The organism is Aquabacterium sp. A08, assembly GCF_011742065.1.
Map to the genome: position 1 here is coordinate 35344 of NZ_JAAQQT010000616.1, position 18371 is coordinate 53714.

The following is an 18371-nucleotide window of genomic DNA, read 5'->3' on the forward strand; positions in this document are numbered from 1 at the left end:
CAGGACTGCCATGTACGACCGCAACATCCTCATCGAACAGACCGACCCCGAGCTGTTCGCCGCCATCCAGGCCGAAAACGCGCGCCAGGAACACCACATCGAGCTGATCGCCAGCGAAAACTACGCCTCGCCGGCCGTGATGGCTGCCCAGGGCACCCAACTCACCAACAAGTACGCCGAGGGCTACCCCGGCAAGCGCTACTACGGCGGCTGCGAGTACGTGGACGTGGCCGAACAACTGGCCATCGACCGCGTCAAGCAACTGTTCGGTGCCGACGCCGCCAACGTGCAGCCGCACTGCGGCGCCTCGGCCAACGAGGCCGTGTTCCTGGCCTTCCTCAAGCCCGGCGACACCATCATGGGCATGAGCCTGGCCGAAGGCGGCCACCTGACCCACGGCATGCCGCTGAACATGTCGGGCAAGTGGTTCAACGTCGTGTCCTACGGCCTGAACGCCCAGGAAGAAATCGACTACGACGCCATGGAAGCCAAGGCGCGCGAGCACCGCCCCAAGCTGATCGTGGCCGGCGCGTCCGCCTACAGCCTGCGCATCGATTTCGAGCGTTTCGCGAAGATCGCCAAGGAAATCGGCGCCATCTTCATGGTGGACATGGCCCACTACGCCGGCTTGATCGCCGCGGGCGTGTACCCCAACCCGGTGCCGTTCGCCGACGTGGTGACCTCCACCACCCACAAGAGCCTGCGCGGCCCGCGCGGCGGCATCATCCTGATGAAGGCCGAGCACGAGAAGGCCATCAACAGCGCCATCTTCCCCGGCCTGCAGGGCGGCCCGCTGATGCACGTCATTGCCGCCAAGGCCGTGGCCTTCAAGGAAGCCTTGACCCCCGAATTCAAGGCCTACCAGCAACAGGTCGTGAAGAACGCACAGATCGTGGCCGAAACGCTGACCCAGCGCGGTCTGCGCATCGTCAGCGGCCGCACCGAAAGCCACGTGATGCTGGTGGACCTGCGCGCCAAGGGCATCACCGGCAAGGAAGCCGAGGCCGTGCTGGGTGCCGCCCACATGACCATCAACAAGAACGCGATTCCGAATGACCCGGAAAAGCCGATGGTGACCAGCGGCGTGCGCATCGGCACCCCGGCCATGACCACCCGCGGCTTCAAGGACGAAGAGGCCCGCGCCACCGCCCACCTGATCGCCGACGTGCTGGACAACCCGCGCGACCCGGCCAACATCGAAGCGGTGCGTGCCAAGGTCAACGCCCTGACCGCCCGCTTCCCGGTGTACAAGTAAACCGGCCATGAAGTGCCCCTTCTGCGGCCACGCCGACACCCAGGTGGTGGAGACGCGTGTCGCCGAGGAGGGGACCTTCATCCGCCGCCGACGCCGCTGCGGCGCCTGCGACAAACGCTTCACCACCTACGAACGGCCGGAGGTCACCTTCCCGGCCGTGGTGAAAAAGGACGGCCGGCGCATCGACTACGACCCGGCCAAACTGCGCGCCAGCTTCGCCCTGGCCCTGCGCAAACGCCCCGTCAGCACCGAACAGGTGGACGCGGCCATGGAACACATCGAGGAAAAGCTGCTGAGCCTGCCCGCGCGCGAGGTGCCCTCGCACCGCCTGGGCGAAATGGTGATGCGCGAGCTGAAAAAACTCGACCAAGTGGCCTACATCCGCTTCGCCAGCGTGTACCGCAGCTTCGAGGACATCGACGAGTTCAAGACCCTGGTCGACGAAGTGCGCCAGTGACCGGCCGGCCACCGCCGCCCGGGGCCGGGCCAATCCTGCGACAATAGCGGGATGTTCACCGGCATCATCACCGGCGTGGGGCGCATCGCCGCCGTCCACCCCTTGGGTTCTTCTTCGCAACACGGCAAACGCCTGACCCTGGAGGCGCCGCCCGGCTACCTCGACGACGTGGGCCTGGGCGACAGCATCGCGCTCAACGGCGCCTGCATGACCGTGACCACCCTGGACCCGGCGCAGCAGCGCTTCACCATCGACATCTCGGCCGAATCGCTGGACAAGACCGCCGGTCTGGACCAGCCCGGCCCGGTGAACCTGGAAAAGGCGCTGCGCGCCCACGACCGCCTGGGCGGGCACATCGTGTCGGGCCACGTGGACGGTATCGGGCACGTCAGCCACTTTGCGCGCGTGGGCGAAAGCTGGGAACTGCGGGTGCGGGCGCCCGCCGCCCTGGGCAAGTACCTGGCCTACAAAGGCTCGATCACCGTCAACGGCGTGAGCCTGACCGTCAACCGGGTGCAAGACCTGCCCGAAGGCTGCGAATGCAGCATCAACCTGATCCCGCACACGGTGGAACACACCGCCCTGGGCCAGCTGCAAAGCGGCAGCCCGGTGAACCTGGAAATCGACCTGATCGCGCGCTACGTCGAGCGCATGCTGGGCGCCCCGGCCACCGCCGCGACGGCCAGCGCCTGAACCCCACCTCCCATGACCACCCCCAACACCCCTCTGGCGCCGGTCGCCATCTCGCCCGTGGAAGACATCGTTGCCGACATGAAGGCCGGCAAGATCGTCATCCTGGTGGACGAGGAAGACCGCGAGAACGAAGGCGACCTGGTGCTCGCCGCCGACCACGTGACGCCCGAAGCGATCAACTTCATGGCGCGCTTTGGCCGCGGCCTGATCTGCCTGACGCTGACGCGCGAACGCTGCGAACGCCTGCAACTGCCGCCCATGGTGCCGCGCAACGGCACCAAAATGGGCACGGCCTTCACCGTGTCCATCGAAGCGGCCGAGGGCGTGACCACCGGCATTTCGGCCGCCGACCGCGCCCGCACCGTGCAGGTGGCGGTGGCCGCCAACGCCCAAGCCGCCGATCTGGTGCAGCCTGGTCACATCTTCCCGCTGCAGGCGGTCGAGGGCGGGGTGCTGATGCGCGCCGGCCACACCGAAGCCGGCTGCGACCTGGCGGCCATGGCCGGCTGCTCGCCGTCGGCGGTGATCTGCGAGATCATGAAGGACGACGGCACCATGGCGCGCCTACCGGACCTGCAGCTGTTCGCCGCCGAGCACGGCCTGAAGATCGGCACCATTGCCGACCTGATCGAACACCGCAGCCGGGTGGAAAGCCTGGTGGAGAAGGTGGGCCAGCGCCCGCTGCAGACGGCGTTTGGCGAGTTCACCGCGCACGCCTACCGCGACCAGCCCAGCGGCGCGGTGCACCTGGCCCTGGTCAAGGGCAGCTGGGGCGCCACCGACACGGTGAGCGTGCGGGTACACGAGCCGTTGAGCGTGCTGGACGCGCTGGAGGTGGACCGCGCCATGCACTCCTGGACGCTGGAAACCAGCCTGCGCCACATGGCCGACCGGGGCCGCGGCGTGGTGGTGCTGCTGAACTGTGGCGAAAGCGGTGAGCAGCTGCTGGCGCAGTTCGAGGGCACCGCCCGCTCGGCGCAAGCGCCGGAGCGCGGCCGCATGGACCTGCGCACCTACGGCGTGGGCGCGCAAATCCTGCGCGACTGCGGCGTGCACAAGATGCAGTTGCTGGGCACGCCGCGGCGCATGCCCAGCATGACCGGCTACGGCCTGGAAGTGACCGGCTTTTTGAGCAAAACCGAAGGAAATTGAGATGTTGGGTGCCAACAAGGGCAGCGCCGGTGCGCTGGACGGAACGAATTTGCGCATCGGCGTCGTGCAGGCGCGCTTCAACCAGGGCATCACCGACGCCCTGGCGCAGGCCTGCGTGGGTGAGCTGCAGGCCCTGGGCGTGCAGGCCGGCGACATCGAGCACGTGCAGGTGGCCGGCGCGCTGGAGGTGCCCACCGCGCTGCAGGCCATGGCCGAAAGCGAGCGCTTCGACGCGCTGATCGCGCTGGGCTGCGTCATCCGCGGCGAAACCTACCACTTCGAGCTGGTGTGCAACGAATCGGCCGCGGGCGTGACCCGGGTGGCACTGGACCACCAGATCCCGGTGGCCAACGCCATTCTGACGACCGAAAACCTGCCGCAGGCCGTGGCCCGCCAGGAAGAAAAAGGCCGCGACGCCGCCCAGGTGGCGGTGGAAATGGCGCGCCTGCTGCAACGGTTGAACCGCGCATGAGCCAGCCCACCCCCCCCACGGGCACCGAGCGTCCGCGCAAGGCCGCCGACAAGTCGGCCCGCACCCGCGCCCGCGAATTCGCGCTGCAGGCCCTCTACCAGCACCTGGTCGGCCGCAACGAGGCCGAAGACGTGGACCAGTTCACCCGCGACCTGAGCGGTTTCCACAAGGCCGACAGCGCCCACTACGACGCGCTGCTGCACGGCTGCATCGCCGAGGCGGTGGAGCTGGACGCGGCCATCACCCCCTGCCTGGACCGCCCGCTGGCCGAGATTTCGCCGATCGAGCGCGGCGTGCTGTGGATCGGCGCCTACGAGTTCCGCCACTGCGTGGACGTGCCGTGGCGGGTGGTGATCAACGAGTGCATCGAACTGGCCAAGTCTTTCGGTGGCACCGACGGGCACAAGTACGTCAACGGCGTGTTGAACCAGTTGGCGCCGCAGTGGCGTGCGCTGGAGGTGGAGCGCGACCAGAAGCGCGGCCACGGCCGGCCGGCCAAGGCGGTCGTGCCCACCAGCGCACCGGCCGATGCGCCGCCGGCCGCCGACGCCTGAGGGGAGCACCCAGGTGTTTCAATGGCCGGTGCGGGTGTATTGGGAAGACACGGATGCGGGCGGCATCGTCTTCTACGCCAACTACCTGAAGTTTTTTGAGCGCGCCCGCACCGAGTGGCTGCGCAGCCTGGGGGTGGAGCAGCAGCGGCTGCGCGACACCACCGGCGGCATGTTCGTGGTCACCGGCACCGAGCTGCGCTACCACCGCCCGGCGCGGCTGGACGATTTGTTGCAAGTCAGCGCCCGGGTGACGGAACTTGGCCGCGCCTCCATGACACTGCAACAGGAGGCCTGGCTGCTGCGCGATGGCGCCCCCGAGCAGCGGCTGTGCGAAGGCACGATCCGCATCGGCTGGGTGGACGCCGCCCGCCTGCGGCCCGGCCGCATCCCCGATTCCATCCTCCACGCCCTGACGCCCCCATGACCCACGACTTTTCCATCGTCTCGCTGATGCTCAACGCCAGTTGGGTGGTGCAGGCCGTGGTGGCCCTGCTGATAACGGTGTCGGTCATCAGCTGGGCCGCGATCTTCCGCAAGGTGGTCGCCCTCAAGCGCGTGAACGGCCTGACCGAGACCTTCGAGCGCGACTTCTGGTCGGGCGCCAACCTGAACGACCTGTACGACGCGGCCAGCCGCAACGCCCAGGCCGGCAGCCCGATGGAGCGGATTTTCGCCAGCGGCATGCGCGAGTTCCAGAAGCTGCGCGAGCGCCGCATCACCCAGCCGGACGCACTGCTCGACGGCGCGCGGCGCGCCATGCGCGCGAGCTACCAGCGCGAGGTGGACGCGCTGGAGGTCAACCTCTCCTTCCTCGGCTCGGTCGGCTCGGTGTCGCCCTACGTCGGGCTGTTCGGCACGGTCTGGGGCATCATGCACGCCTTCACCGGCCTGGCGGCGCTGACGCAGGTGACCCTGGCCACGGTGGCCCCCGGCATCGCCGAGGCGCTGGTGGCCACGGCCATCGGTCTGTTCGCGGCGATTCCGGCGGTGGTGGCCTACAACCGCTTCACCCACGACATCGACCGCGTGGCCAACCGGCTGGAGACCTTCATGGAAGAGTTCTCCAACATCCTGCACCGCAACGTCGGGGCCGCGGGTGCGCCCGCCGGCCTGGCCCCGGCCGGCCGCTGACCGGAACGCCGCCATGCCCGCCCTCGCCTCTCGCGGCAAAGGCCGCCGCACGATGAACGACATCAACATGGTGCCGTTCATTGACGTGATGCTGGTGCTGCTGATCATCTTCATGGTGACTGCGCCGATGCTCGCACCGAGCCAGATCGAGCTGCCCAGCGTGGGCAAGAGCGCGGCGCCGCCCAAGCGCTTTGTCGAGGTGCTGATCGACAAGGAAGGCCGGACCGCGGTGAAGGAAGGGGGCAGCCCCGGCCCGGGCGAGCCGGTGACCGCGGCCAACCTGGTGGGCCGGGTGCAAGCGCTGCAAGGCACCCCAGCCGCGGGCGAAGGCCCGGCACCGGTCATCATCAGCGCCGACAAGGCGGTGCAGTACGAGGTGGTGGTGCAGGCCATGAACGCCTTGCAGGTGGCCGGCGTGGCCCGCGTGGGCCTGTCGGTGCAACCCGGCCGCTGACCCCAGGCGATGCAGGCCACCGCCGACACCCTGGACCTGAACCCGCCCGACGGCGGCCGCTGGCGCGGCCCGCTGGGCTGGGCTCTGGGCGTGCACGCGCTGCTGGTGCTGGCCCTGACCTGGGGTGTGGGCTGGCAGACCGACACGGTGGTGGTGGCCGAGGCCGAGCTGTGGTCGCGCCTGCCGCAGGTGGCGGCGCCCAAGCTGGTGGCGCCGGAACCGACGCCTGCGCCGGCCCCCGCCCCCAAGCCGCGGCCCGCCGAACCGCCCCCGCCCGACGTGTCGCAGGCGCGGCGCGACGCCGACATCGCCCTGGCCCAACAACAGAAAAAGGCGCGCGAGGAGCAAGCCCGGCAACAGGCGCTGGCGCGTGAGGCGGAACACAAACGGCGGGAGCAGGAACGCCGGGAGCGGCAGGCCCAGGAGCGGGCGGCCCAAGCCAAGGCAGACCAAGAAAAAGCCGCCCAGCTGGCGCGCGACAAAGCGGCGCGCGCCAAGGCCGAGGCCGCCAAACAAGACGCCTTGCTGGAGGCCGAACGCCAGAAAAACCTGGCCCGCATGATGGGGCAGGCCGGGGCCACCGGGTCGGCGGGTGCGCGCGGCACGGCCCAGCAGTCCAGCGGGCCGTCGGCCGGCTACGCGGGCAAGCTGGTGGCACGCATCCGCCCCAACATCGTCTTCGCCGACGCCGTGGCCGGCAACCCGCGTGCCGAGGTGGAGGTCAGAACCCTGCCCGACGGCACCATCGTGGGCAGCCGCTTGCTGCAGTCCAGCGGCCACCCGGCGTGGGACAACGCGGTGCTGCGCGCGGTGGAACGCACCGGCAAACTGCCGCAGGACGAGAACGGCCGGGTGCCCGGCACGCTGATCCTGGGCTTCCGGCCGCAGGACTGAACAACCGCTCGGGCGCGGGGTCAGTCGAACACGATTTCGGCGCGGCGCTCGTGGGCCTGGGCCTTCCAGGCGGCCAGGGCCGCGTCCGACGGGAACACCAGCGCCTGCTCGCCCAGCTGGATGTCGCAGCGCGCGGTCCCGCGCAGCACCTGCAGGCGCACCGGCAGGCCGCGCACCAGTTCGCCCTGCTCGCTCATCTCGCGCTTGGCCGGGAACTCGCGCAACAGCGCCGCCACGTCGGGCGCCTGGCCATTGACCGCCACGCGCAGGTATTTGCCAAAGCGGCAACGCGCCGCGCCCAAATCCCACAATTGCTGCACCTTGAGCCGCAAGCCGCCCGAGAAGCGGTCCGGCTGCGCCAGCACCTGGGCCAGCACCAGTTCGTCGTCCTTCAGCAGGTTTTTGTGCTGGTTGATGAGGGCTTCATCGGCGGTGGCTTCCAGCGTGCCGGTCTTGTCGTCCAGCTTGAAAATGGCGACCTTGCCGCGCTGGCCATTGATGATGCGCAGGTCGGTGACGATGCCGGCGAGCAGCACCGGGTCGCGGCTGTCCACCACGTCACCGATGGGGGTGCGGGCGAAGCGGCGCACCTCGCGCTCCACCTCGTCGAACAGGTGGCCGCTGAGGTAGAAGCCGATGGCGGTTTTCTCGTGCGTCAGGCGTTCCTTGATGCCCCAGGGCAGCATGTCCACCAGGTCGGGTTCCTGGGTGCTGGCGCCGTGGTCGTCGGCACCGAACATGTCGAACAGGCCGCCCTGGTTGGCGTTGGCCTGCTGGGCGTTGGCGTAGTCGAAGGCCCGCTCCACCGAGGCCAGCAGCGCCGCGCGGTTGAGGTCGAAATGGTCGAAGGCGCCGGCCTTGATCAGTGCCTCCACCGTGCGCTTGTTCAGGCGGCTGCGGTCCACCCGGTTGCAGAAGTCGAACAGGCTCTTGAACGGGCCCACGGTGTCGCCGGCCGGGCCCACGCCCTTGCCCTCGCGGGCCGCCACGATGGCTTCAATGGCCTGCTGGCCGGTGCCCTTGACGGCGCCCAGGCCGTAGCGGATGACCTTGTCGCTGACCGGCTCGAAGCGGTAGGTGCCGCGGTTCACGTCGGGCGCCTCGAAGGTGATGCCGAACTTGAGCGCGTCCTCGAACAACACCTTGAGCTTGTCGGTGTCGTCCATTTCGATGGTCATGTTGGCGCAGAAGAACTCCGCCGTGAAATGGACCTTGAGCCAGCCGGTGTGGTAGGCCAGCAGCGAGTAGGCGGCGGCGTGCGACTTGTTGAAGCCGTAGCCCGCGAACTTTTCCATCAGGTCGAAGACCTCGTCGGCCTTGTCTTGGCCGATGCCGTGGGTGGCCAGGGCACCGGCGCGGAACTTCTCGCGGTGCTCGGCCATTTCCTCGGCCTTTTTCTTGCCCATGGCGCGGCGCAGCAGGTCGGCGCCACCCAGGCTGTAGCCGCCCAGGATCTGCGCGGTCTGCATCACCTGCTCCTGGTAGACCATGATGCCGTAGGTCTCGGACAGCATGTCGGCCACCGCCGGGTGCGGGTACTCCACTTCTTCGCGGCCGTGTTTGCGCGCCACGAAGCTGGGGATCAGGTCCATCGGGCCCGGGCGGTACAGCGCGTTCAGGGCGATCAGGTCTTCCAGCCGGGTGGGCTTGGCGTCGCGCAGCATGCCCTGCATGCCGCGGCTTTCAAACTGGAACACCGCTTCGGTCTTGCCGTCCTGAAACAGTTTGTAGGTGGCTTTGTCGTCGAGCGGGATGTTCTCGAACGCAAAGCCGGCCTGGCTGGGGTGGCGCCGCAGAATGAATTCTTTGGCCAGTTCCAGAATGGTCAGCGTGGCCAGGCCCAGGAAGTCGAACTTCACCAGGCCCACGGCCTCCACGTCGTCTTTGTCGTACTGGCTGACGGCCGATTCGCTGCCTGGCTGCTGGTACAGCGGGCAGAAATCCGTCAGCTTGCCGGGCGCGATCAGCACCCCCCCGGCGTGCATGCCGATGTTGCGCGTCATGCCTTCGAGCTTCTGCGCCAGCTCGATCAGCTGCTTGACCTCTTCCTCTTTCTGGATGCGCTCGGCCAGTACCGGCTCCATGGCGATCGCGTAGTTGTTCTTGTCGCCGGGCTTGGGCGGGTCGGGCGGGTACTGCAGCGTCACGCTCATGCCCGGCTTGTTGGGAATGAGCTTGGAAATGCCGTCGCAGAAGCCGTAGGCAAAGTCCAGCACCCGGCCCACGTCGCGGATGGCCGCACGCGCCGCCATGGTGCCGAAGGTGGCGATCTGGCTCACCGCGTCCTTGCCGTACTTGTCCTTGACGTAATCGATGACGCGGTCGCGGTTGGTCTGGCAGAAGTCGATGTCGAAGTCGGGCATGGACACCCGCTCCGGGTTCAGGAAGCGCTCGAACAGCAGGTTGTACTGCAGCGGGTCCAGGTCGGTGATGAGCAGCGCGTAGGCCACCAGCGAACCGGCGCCGGAACCCCGGCCCGGCCCCACCGGGCAGCCGTTTTCCTTGGCCCACTGGATGAAGTCGCCCACGATGAGGAAGTAGCCCGGGAAGCCCATCTTGAGGATGGTGTTGAGCTCGAACTCCAGCCGTTCCACGTAGCGCGGGCGCTCGGCTTCGCGCTGGGCTTCGTCCGGATAGAGGTGGATCAGGCGCGCCTTCAATCCCTCGTGCGAGACGTGGCGGAAGTAGTCCTCCACCGACATCACCACGCCATCGACCGGCGGAATGGGGAAGTTGGGCAACTGCGGCTTGCCCAGCGTGAGCGTGAGGTTGCAGCGCTTGGCGATTTCCACCGTGTTGGCCAGGGCACTGGGCACATCGGCGAACAGCGCGGCCATTTCTTCGGACGACTTGAAATACTGGTCGCGGGTGAACTTGCGCACCCGGCGGTGGTTGCCCAGGATTTCGCCTTCGGCGATACAGACACGTGCTTCGTGGGCTTCGTAGTCGTCCGGGCCCAGGAACTGCACCGGGTGGGTGGCCACCACCGGCAGCTTGAGCCGAGCGGCCAGGGGCACGGCGGCGGCCACGTGGCGTTCGTCATCGGGGCGGCCGGCACGTTGCAGTTCGATGTAGAAACGGTGCGGAAAGGCGCCGGCCAGTTGCAGCGCCAGGTCGGCGGCCTTGGCCTCGTCGCCGGCCAGCAGGGCCTGGCCCACCGGGCCGCTGTGGGCGCCGGACAGCACGATCAGCCCGTCGTTCAGCTCCTGCAACCACTCCCACTTGACGCCGGCCTGGTCGCGCACCACGTTGCGCGTCCAGGCGCGCGCCAGCAGCTCGCACAGGTTGAGGTAGCCCGGGTGGCTTTGCACCAGCAGCAGCAGGCGCGGCAGGCTCTGCGCCTGCACCGACGCGCCGGGGGCGACCTCGCCGCCCAGGCCCTGCACAAACACCTCGGCACCGATCACCGGCTTGACGCCGGCGCCGCGCGCGGCCTTGTAGAACTTGACCGCGCCGAAGAGGTTGCTCAGGTCGGTGATGGCCAGGGCCGGCTGGCCATCGGCCGCGGCGGCCTCCACCGTTTCGTCAACGCGGGTGGTCCCATCGACCACGGAAAATTCGGTGTGCAGGCGCAGGTGGACAAACATCCGGGGATTGTAGAGGCCCCCCCTGGCGCAGGGGGCCGGCAGGCCAAGCCCGGGGCGACCCCGTCGCCGGGCACGAGACGCATCACCGCGGCCCAGCCTAGGTCAGGTCAGCCGCGCAACTTGGCCGCCACCGCGGCCACCCGCGCGCCGTACAGGCGGGCGGTGTCCAGGTCGCCTTGGGGGATTTTGTCGGCGCCGGCGTCGGACGGCGACTGCACCAACAGGCCGACCGAGCCGCCCAGGTTGTTGACGTCTTGGCGGGTGGCGGCCAGGGTGTTGGCCGGCAGCAGCCCCAGGCTGACCCACAGCCCACCGTGTTGCGACGCCAGGGTCTGGAGCTGGATCAGCGTGGCGCCCTTGTCGCCGTTCAGGCTGGCGCTGTTGGTGAAACCGCCGAACACCTTGTCCTGCCAGGCGCGACCGAACCAGGCCTTGGACGACGCGTCGGCAAACTTCTTGAACTGCCAGCTCGGGCCGCCCATGTAGGTGGGGGTGCCGAAAATGATGGCGTCGGCCGCGTTCAGCGTGTCCCAGCCGCCGTCGGGCAGGTTGCCGTCGGCGTCGATGGGCAGCAGCTCGGCTTGGGCGCCTTCGGCCACGAGCTGGGCCACGCGCTGGGTGTGGCCGTAGCCGGAATGGTAAACAACAACGACTTGGGTCATGGAAACAACTCCTGCAAGGGAAGGGCCCGGGCGGGCCGAGGGGGTGAAAAATTCAGGGGGCCAGGTCGAACACCAGCACTTCGGCCTCACAGCCCTGGTCGAGCCGCAGGGACGATTCGTCCTGGAGCATCAGCGCATCGCCAGCGCTCAGCGGCTGGCCGTTGGCGCGCAGGCGGCCGCGCACCAGGTGCACGTAGGCCTTGCGGGCCGGATCCAGGGCCAGTTCGGCGGTTTCCGGGCCGTCGAACAGGCCGGCGTACAGGCGCGCATCGGCGTGCAGGGTCACCGCGCCGTCGGCGCCGTCGGGCGCGGCCACCAGGCGCAGGCGGCCGCGTTTGTCGGCCTCGGCAAAGGCTTTTTGCTCGTAGCCGGGGTCGATGCCGCGCTCGCTCGGTTCGATCCAGATCTGCAGGAAATGCGTGGTCTGGTTCGGGGCGTGGTTGAACTCGCTGTGCGTCACGCCACGGCCGGCGCTCATGCGCTGCACCTCGCCGGGGGGGATGCCCTGCACGTTGCCCAGGCTGTCGCGGTGGGCCAGGTTGCCGGCCAGCACGTAGCTGACGATTTCCATGTCGCGGTGGCCGTGGGTGCCAAAGCCGGTGCCCGGAGCGATGCGGTCTTCGTTGATGACGCGCAGGTTGCCCCAGCCCATGAAGGCGGGGTCGAAGTAGTCGGCGAAGGAAAAGGAATGGTGGCTTTGCAACCAACCGTGGTCGGCGTGGCCACGCTCTTGCGAGCGGCGCAGTTGCATCATGGCGGTCTCCGGTGTGGGGTGGCGAGGACTCCACTGTAGCCCGCGGCGGCCGGGGTGACGGCGCAGCGGTTTGCTGGCATGATTCAAAAATACTGAACACTCCAGACCCTTGCATGCAAAAACAGCGCGCCGCCCTGTCACCCGAAAACCTCACCCTGATCGGCACCGTGGCACGCGCCGGCAGCATGGCCGCGGCCGCGCGCGAACTGGGCCTGGTGCCCAGCGCCCTGACCTACCGGGTGCGCCAGGTGGAGGAGGCGCTGGACGTGTTGCTGTTCGACCGCCACGCGCGCCGCGCCCAGCTCACCCCCGCCGGCGCCGAGCTGCTGCGCGTGAGCGAGCACCTGCTGCTGGAACTGGACGCGGTGGCCCAGCGCGTCAAGCGCATCGCCACCGGCTGGGAGCCGCAGCTGACCATCACCGCCGACGCCATCGTCTCGCGCACCACCCTGTTCGAGCTGTGCGAGGCGTTTTACGAACTGGGTGCGCCCACCCGGCTGCGGCTGCGGGCCGAAACCCTGTCGGGGACGCTGGAGACGCTGCTGACCGGCCAGGCCGACCTGGCGCTGGGGGTGACGCTGGACAGCGTGAACGCCCAGGGTCTGCACAGCGCGCCGCTGGGCGAGGTGCAATTCGTGTTTGTGGTGGCGCCGCACCACCCGCTGGCCCAGGCCACCGAAGCGCTGACCCCCGCCGACCTGCAACCCCACCGGGTGGTGGCGGTGGCCGATTCGACCCAGCGCGGCAGCGGCCTGACCTTTGGCCTGCTGCCCGGCCAGGACGTGCTGACCGTGCCCACAATGCAGCACAAGCTGGAGGCGCAACTGCGCGGCCTGGGTTGCGGCTCGCTGCCGCTGCCGCTGGTGCAACCGTTTGTGGACGCGGGCCGGCTGGTGGTGAAGGCCACCACGCTGCCGGCGCGCCTGTACCGCCCCAGCTACGCCTGGCGCGGCCACGCGGCCCCCGGTGGGCGCCGCGGCAGCGGCCAAGCGGGCCGCGCCCTGGCCTGGTGGACCGCCCAGCTGGCCCGACCCGCCACCCGACACGCCCTGCTGCACAACCACCACGCCCGCTGAGGCCCGCAGGGCTGGTACAGTGGCTGCACACACCGCCCTGGAGACCCCCACCATGCCCGCACCGCGCCGCCGCACCGCTCCCAGCGCCTCCCCTGCTGAACCCCGCCACATCGCCGTCGTCGGGGCCGGCATGGCCGGCGTGGCCTGCGCCCGCACCCTGGTGCAGGCCGGCCACCGCGTCACCCTGTTCGAGAAAAGCCGGGGCGCCGGCGGTCGCATGGCCACCCGCCGCAGCGACTTCGGCGGCTTCGACCACGGCGCCCAGTTCTTCACCGTGCGCGACCCGCGCTTCCAGCAGGCGCTGGACACGGTGCCCGGCCTGACCGCCCCGTGGCGGGTGAACACCGTGCGCGTGCTGGACCACCTGGGCCAGACCATGGCCAGCGCCCCACCCCCGCGCGAGGCCCACTGGGTGGCCACCCCCGGCATGAACGCACTGGTGAAAACCTGGGCCGCGCCCCTGGCCGACGGCAGCCTGAACGCCCAGACCGTGCTCGAAACCCAGGTCACGCGGCTGGAGGCCGACGCCGTCTCGCCCCTGCGCTGGCAGCTGCGCACCCAAGGCCCGCAAGGCGCCCAGCAGGTGCATGGCGGCTTTGACCAGGTGGTGCTGGCCGTGCCGCACCCCCAGGCCCAGGCGCTGCTGCGCGACAGCGGCCTGGCCCCAGCCTGGCAGACCCAGCTGGACGCGGTGGCGGTGGCCCCCTGCTGGACGCTGATGGTCGCCTTTCCCCAGGCGACGCAGGCCGGTGCCGCGGGCTTTGGGCCGCGCTGGCACGCCGCGCGCGGCGACCACCACCGCATCCGCTGGCTGGCGCGGGAAACCAGCAAACCCGGCCGCAGCCCGGTGGAGCGCTGGACGGTCCAGGCCAGCCCGGCCTGGTCGGCCGAACACCTGGAAGACGACGCCGAGCGCGTGACGGCCAAACTGCTCAAGGGTTTTGCCGAGATCACCGGCATCCGCGCCCAGCCCGGGCACGCCGCGGTGCACCGCTGGCGCTACGCGCAAACGCAAACCCCGCTGGGCCTGCCCTTCTTGTGGGACGCGCGCCAGGGCCTGGGCCTGTGCGGCGACTGGTGCCTGGGGTACCGGGTGGAAAACGCTTTCGTGTCGGGCCTGGAACTGGCACTCGCCATGGCATGACGGCGCGGCCCGCCGGCTACCACGGGCGCTTCGCGCCCTCGCCCACCGGGCCCTTGCACGCGGGCTCGCTGGTGGCGGCGCTGGCCAGCTGGCTGGACGCCCGCGCCCACCACGGCGTCTGGCGGGTGCGCATCGAGGACGTGGACGCGGGCCGCTGCGTGCCGGGGGCCGACGCGCAGATCCTGCAGCAACTGGCCGCGCTGGGCCTGCACCCCGACGGGCCGGTGTGCTGGCAATCGCGGCGCGGCGCGCTGTACCAGGCCGCGCTGGACCGACTGGTGGCTGCGGGGCTGGCCTACCCCTGCGCCTGCACCCGCAAGGACATTGCACAGGCGCTGGCGGCCCAGGGCTGGGCGCACGAACGGCACGTGGAACGGCCCTACCCCGGCACCTGCCGCCCGGAACGCGGCGGGCTGCAGGGCCGCCCCGCGCGCGCCTGGCGGCTGCACGTGCCGGCGGCCTTGGCCGCCACCGGCAGCGCCACGCCCCTGCGCTGGCACGACGCGCGCCTGGGCGCGCAGCACCAGGACGTGGCCCAGGCCGTGGGCGACTTCGTGCTGCGCCGCGCCGACGGCCTGTGGGCCTACCAGCTGGCGGTGGTGGTGGACGATGCGGACCAGGGCATCACCCATGTGGTGCGTGGCGAGGACCTGGCCGACAACACCGCACGGCAAATCCTGCTGCAGCGGGCGCTGGGCCTGCCCACGCCGCGCTACCGCCACACCCCGCTGGTGCGCGGTGCGGACGGCGAAAAACTCTCGAAGCAACACGGCGCCCCGCCGCTGGACGTGCGCGACCCGCTGGCCGCCCTGAACGCCGCCGCCCGGGCGCTGCACCTGCCCGCCCAGCACGGCCCGGTGGAAGCGGCGCTGGCCGCCTGGACCGAGCACTGGGCCCGGCGGGCGGCGCTGACCTGACCCCCGCGCCGCCCGCGTGCGCCGCCATGGTGGCCAGCCGGCACATGGCCAGCAACGGCCCGGGTGCCTACAATGCCGGGCTGTGAACGCTACCCCATCCCCCACCCCGGGCGACACCGCCCCCCACCAGCCGCCCGCCGACGCGGCCGGTGCGCCCCAGGGCGTGCCGCACCCCAAAACCATCAAGAGCTTCGTCAAGCGCGCGGGCCGCACCACCACCGGCCAGGCCAAGGCCTTTGCCGACCTGGGGCCGCGTTTTCTGCTGCCTTACGCGCCGCAGGCGCTGGACGCACCCGCCGCCTTCGGCCGCAGCGCGCCGCTGATTCTGGAAATTGGCTTTGGCATGGGCGAAGCCACGGCGCACATCGCCCGGGTGCGCCCGGACGAGAACTTCCTGTGCTGCGAAGTGCACGAGCCCGGCGTGGGCGCGCTGCTCAAACGCATCGGCGAGCAGGCGATTGCCAACATCCGCATCCTGCAGCACGACGCGGTGGAGGTGCTGGACCACATGCTGCCCGAGGGTACGCTGGACGGGGTGCACATCTTCTTCCCCGACCCCTGGCACAAAAAGAAGCACAACAAGCGCCGCCTGATCCAGCCGCCGCTGGTGGCCAAGCTGGTGAGCCGGCTCAAGCCCGGTGGTTACATCCATTGCGCCACCGACTGGCAGCCCTACGCCGAGCAGATGTTGGAGGTGCTGACCGCCGAGCCGCTGCTGGCCAACACCGCCACCGACGCCGGCCTGGGCGGCTACGCACCCAAGCCCGAGTACCGGCCGCTGACCAAGTTCGAGAACCGGGGCCTGCGCCTGGGCCACGGCGTGTGGGACCTGGTGTTCCGCCGCCCGGCCTGAACCGCGCCGCCCCCGGCCGCACGGCGCGCTGACATGAACGCCCCCTCCCCCGCCCCCTGCCCGCCCGAGTGGCTGGACGGCCTGGACGCGTTGGCGGCCCAGGCCATCGGCCTGTCCGACCCGAACCCGCGGGTGGCGTGCCGGCTGGTCACCCGCAACGGGCAGGTGTTTGAGGGGCACACCCAAGCAGCCGGTGGCGCACACGCCGAAGTGGTGGCGCTGCGCGCCGCCCAGGCCTCTGGGGCCGACCTGCGTGGGGCCACCGCCCTGGTCACGCTGGAACCCTGCAGCCACCACGGCCGCACCCCGCCCTGCTGCGACGCGCTGATCGCCGCCCAGGTGGGGCGTGTGGTCGTGGCCCTGCCCGACCCCAACCCGCTGGTGGGCGGCCAAGGGCTGGCGCGGCTGCGCGCCGCTGGCATTGACGTGCACCTGCTGGACCCGCAACACCCCCTGGCCGTGGCCAGCCGCGAGCTGAACATCGGCTTTTTGAGCCGCATGGAACGCGGCCGGCCCTGGGTGCGCCTGAAAATTGCGGCGTCGCTCGACGGCACCACCGCGCTGGCCAACGGCGTGAGCCAGTGGATCACCAGTGAAGCCGCCCGCACCGATGGCCACGCCTGGCGCCGGCGCGCATCGGCCGTGCTGACGGGCATCGGCACCGTGCTGGAAGACGACCCCCGGCTCGATGTGCGGCTGGTGCCCACCCCGCGCCAGCCGCTGCGGGTGGTGGTGGACTCCCGGCTGGAGATCGCGCCAGCCGCGCGCATTCTGCCGCCGCCGGGCGAGGTGTTGATCTACACCGCCAGCGACCCGCCCGCCACCGCCGCCCAGCGCGCCGCGCTGGCGCAAGCAGGCGCCACCGTGGTGGACTGTCCCGGTGCCCCCGGCGCTGCGGGAGCGCACGCCAAGGTGGACCTGGCCGCCATGCTGGCCGACCTGGCCCGGCGTGGCGTGAACGAACTGCACCTGGAGGCCGGCCACAAGCTCAACGGCTCCTTTCTGCGCGAAGGGCTGGTGGACGAACTGCTGCTCTACCTGGCGCCGCAATTGCTGGGCCCCGGCGCCGGGCTGGCGAACATCGGCCCGTTCACCGAACTGGACCAAGGGCCCAAGCTGGCTTTCCACGAGGTGACGCCCGTGGGGCCGGACCTGCGGGTGCGCGCCCGCTTCCTGCGCTGACCGCGCCCCCAAAAGCCACCATGGCCCACGTGCCCAAAAACGCGTCCATCCCCATGCGCGACGGGGTCTCGCCCAGTTGCGTGGCGCTGCCGCGCATGCGCGTGGCGCCCTGGCCCACGCTGCTGGACTTTCTGGCCGAGCGCCTGCCGCGCGTGCCGCGCACCGAATGGCTGCAGCGCATGCAAGCCGGCGAGGTGGTGGGCGACGACGGCTTGCCCTTGCCACCCGAAGCCCCTTACGAGAACGGCGCCCGCGTGTACTACTGGCGCGCGCTGCCGCAGGAGCCGGTCATTCCGTTCGAGGAAACGGTGGTGTTCCAGGACGAACACCTGGTGGTGGCCGACAAACCGCACTTTCTGCCCGTCACTCCCGGTGGGCGCTACGTGCAGCAGAGCCTGCTGGTGCGCCTGAAAAGACGGCTGAACCTGCCCAACCTCAGCCCGCTGCACCGCATCGACCGCGAAACCGCCGGGCTGGTGGTGTTCAGCGTGCGCCCGCAAGACCGCGACGCCTACCAGCGCCTGTTCCGCGAACGGCACATAGCCAAAACCTACGAAGCCATCGCCCCCGCTGCGCCGCACCTGGCCTGGCCGCAGACGCGCCGCAGCCACATCCTGGAGTGCGAGGACGCCTTCTACAAAATGCGCGAAGCCGCGCCGCACGAAGGCCTGCCCGACAACAGCGAAACCCACATCCACCTGCTGGAGCAGCGCGGCCCGTGGGCGCGCTACCGGCTGGAACCCGTGAGCGGCAAACGCCACCAGTTGCGCGTGCACCTGAACGGCCTGGGCCTGCCGATGGCGGGCGACCAGTTCTACCCGGTGGTGCGGCGCGCACCGGGCGAGGCCGAAGACTTTACCAACCCGCTGCGCCTGCTGGCCCAGGCCATCGCCTTCACCGACCCGGTGACCGGCGCGCCCCGGCGCTTCGAGAGCGCGCGTTGCCTGCGCTGGCCGGACGCACCGTGACCACCGCCCGCCAACCCGGCATCGACGCGCTCAAGGTGCTGGCGTCGCAAACCATCGTGTTGCACCACCTGTCGGCCTACGGGCCGGTGGCCGAGGCCATGGAACACGCCGCCCCGGCCCTGATGGACTGGCTCTACGGCTACGGCCGCATGGCGGTGCAGGTGTT

19 protein-coding genes are annotated in these 18371 nt (G+C 70.2%); 16 read left to right on the forward strand and 3 right to left on the reverse strand.

The features are described 5' to 3' along the window. The first annotated feature begins 10 nt into the window (after positions 1-10). The 10 genes from glyA to tolA are packed head-to-tail and all read left to right on the forward strand — an operon-like array spanning position 11 to position 7062. Entirely contained in the window at positions 11-1255 is a 1245-nt protein-coding gene (gene glyA / locus HA630_RS10785; RefSeq protein WP_166834646.1) for a serine hydroxymethyltransferase, read from the forward strand. 7 nt (positions 1256-1262) lie between these two features. Further along, positions 1263-1712 carry a transcriptional regulator NrdR gene (gene nrdR / locus HA630_RS10790; protein WP_166834648.1) on the forward strand — a complete coding sequence of 150 codons (450 nt, stop codon included), beginning with the start codon at positions 1263-1265 and terminating at the stop codon, positions 1710-1712. Positions 1713-1763: 51 nt separating this feature from the next. Further along, a complete protein-coding gene (locus tag HA630_RS10795) occupies positions 1764-2405 on the forward strand; it encodes a riboflavin synthase (RefSeq protein ID WP_166834650.1) in 642 nt (213 codons plus the stop codon). A 12-nt stretch (positions 2406-2417) separates the two neighbouring features. After that, positions 2418-3557: a bifunctional 3,4-dihydroxy-2-butanone-4-phosphate synthase/GTP cyclohydrolase II gene (ribBA, locus tag HA630_RS10800; protein WP_166834652.1), complete on the forward strand. Its 1140-nt coding sequence runs from the start codon at positions 2418-2420 to the stop codon at positions 3555-3557. Between the two features lies 1 nt (position 3558). Continuing rightward, positions 3559-4029 carry a 6,7-dimethyl-8-ribityllumazine synthase gene (gene ribH / locus HA630_RS10805; protein ID WP_166834654.1) on the forward strand — a complete coding sequence of 157 codons (471 nt, stop codon included), beginning with the start codon at positions 3559-3561 and terminating at the stop codon, positions 4027-4029. Continuing rightward, complete coding sequence (gene nusB / locus HA630_RS10810) at positions 4026-4583, forward strand: transcription antitermination factor NusB (protein WP_166834656.1); 558 nt, start codon at positions 4026-4028, stop codon at positions 4581-4583. The genes ribH and nusB overlap by 4 nt, the downstream gene beginning before the upstream one ends. Next, positions 4558-5007, forward strand: a complete 450-nt coding sequence (gene ybgC, locus HA630_RS10815; RefSeq protein ID WP_166834658.1) for a tol-pal system-associated acyl-CoA thioesterase — start codon at positions 4558-4560, stop codon at positions 5005-5007. The genes nusB and ybgC overlap by 26 nt, the downstream gene beginning before the upstream one ends. Then, on the forward strand, positions 5004-5714 hold the full coding sequence (gene tolQ, locus HA630_RS10820) for a protein TolQ (protein WP_166834660.1): 711 nt from the start codon (positions 5004-5006) through the stop codon (positions 5712-5714). Before ybgC ends, tolQ begins: the two co-directional genes overlap by 4 nt. A gap of 13 nt (positions 5715-5727) precedes the next feature. After that, the gene (locus HA630_RS10825) at positions 5728-6168 is read left to right on the forward strand and encodes a biopolymer transporter ExbD (protein WP_166834662.1); all 441 of its coding nucleotides are present in this window, start codon (positions 5728-5730) and stop codon (positions 6166-6168) included. Between the two features lie 9 nt (positions 6169-6177). Next, the gene (gene tolA, locus HA630_RS10830; protein ID WP_166834664.1) at positions 6178-7062 is read left to right on the forward strand and encodes a cell envelope integrity protein TolA; all 885 of its coding nucleotides are present in this window, start codon (positions 6178-6180) and stop codon (positions 7060-7062) included. A gap of 20 nt (positions 7063-7082) precedes the next feature. Here tolA and dnaE read toward each other — a convergent pair whose 3' ends face one another. The 3 genes from dnaE to HA630_RS10845 form a co-directional block, all read right to left on the reverse strand. After that, positions 7083-10649, reverse strand: coding sequence for a DNA polymerase III subunit alpha (dnaE, locus tag HA630_RS10835; RefSeq protein ID WP_166834666.1), 3567 nt, complete (start codon positions 10647-10649; stop codon positions 7083-7085). A 107-nt stretch (positions 10650-10756) separates the two neighbouring features. Then, positions 10757-11311: a flavodoxin family protein gene (locus HA630_RS10840; protein WP_166834668.1), complete on the reverse strand. Its 555-nt coding sequence runs from the start codon at positions 11309-11311 to the stop codon at positions 10757-10759. Between the two features lie 52 nt (positions 11312-11363). Further along, positions 11364-12065 carry a pirin family protein gene (locus HA630_RS10845; RefSeq protein ID WP_166834670.1) on the reverse strand — a complete coding sequence of 234 codons (702 nt, stop codon included), beginning with the start codon at positions 12063-12065 and terminating at the stop codon, positions 11364-11366. Positions 12066-12178: 113 nt separating this feature from the next. Between HA630_RS10845 and HA630_RS10850 the strand changes: the two genes are divergently transcribed. The 6 genes from HA630_RS10850 (at position 12179) to HA630_RS10875 (ending at position 18205) form a co-directional block, all read left to right on the forward strand. Then, entirely contained in the window at positions 12179-13141 is a 963-nt protein-coding gene (locus tag HA630_RS10850) for a LysR family transcriptional regulator (protein WP_166834672.1), read from the forward strand. Between the two features lie 52 nt (positions 13142-13193). Then, positions 13194-14285, forward strand: coding sequence for an NAD(P)/FAD-dependent oxidoreductase (locus HA630_RS10855; protein WP_166834674.1), 1092 nt, complete (start codon positions 13194-13196; stop codon positions 14283-14285). Then, complete coding sequence (gene gluQRS / locus HA630_RS10860; protein ID WP_166834676.1) at positions 14282-15202, forward strand: tRNA glutamyl-Q(34) synthetase GluQRS; 921 nt, start codon at positions 14282-14284, stop codon at positions 15200-15202. The genes HA630_RS10855 and gluQRS overlap by 4 nt, the downstream gene beginning before the upstream one ends. A gap of 82 nt (positions 15203-15284) precedes the next feature. Beyond that, complete coding sequence (gene trmB / locus HA630_RS10865) at positions 15285-16055, forward strand: tRNA (guanosine(46)-N7)-methyltransferase TrmB (protein WP_166834678.1); 771 nt, start codon at positions 15285-15287, stop codon at positions 16053-16055. Between the two features lie 33 nt (positions 16056-16088). Continuing rightward, a complete protein-coding gene (ribD, locus tag HA630_RS10870) occupies positions 16089-17237 on the forward strand; it encodes a bifunctional diaminohydroxyphosphoribosylaminopyrimidine deaminase/5-amino-6-(5-phosphoribosylamino)uracil reductase RibD (protein ID WP_166834680.1) in 1149 nt (382 codons plus the stop codon). A 20-nt stretch (positions 17238-17257) separates the two neighbouring features. Further along, positions 17258-18205, forward strand: a complete 948-nt coding sequence (locus tag HA630_RS10875) for a pseudouridine synthase (protein WP_166834682.1) — start codon at positions 17258-17260, stop codon at positions 18203-18205. The last annotated feature ends 166 nt before the right edge of the window (positions 18206-18371 follow it).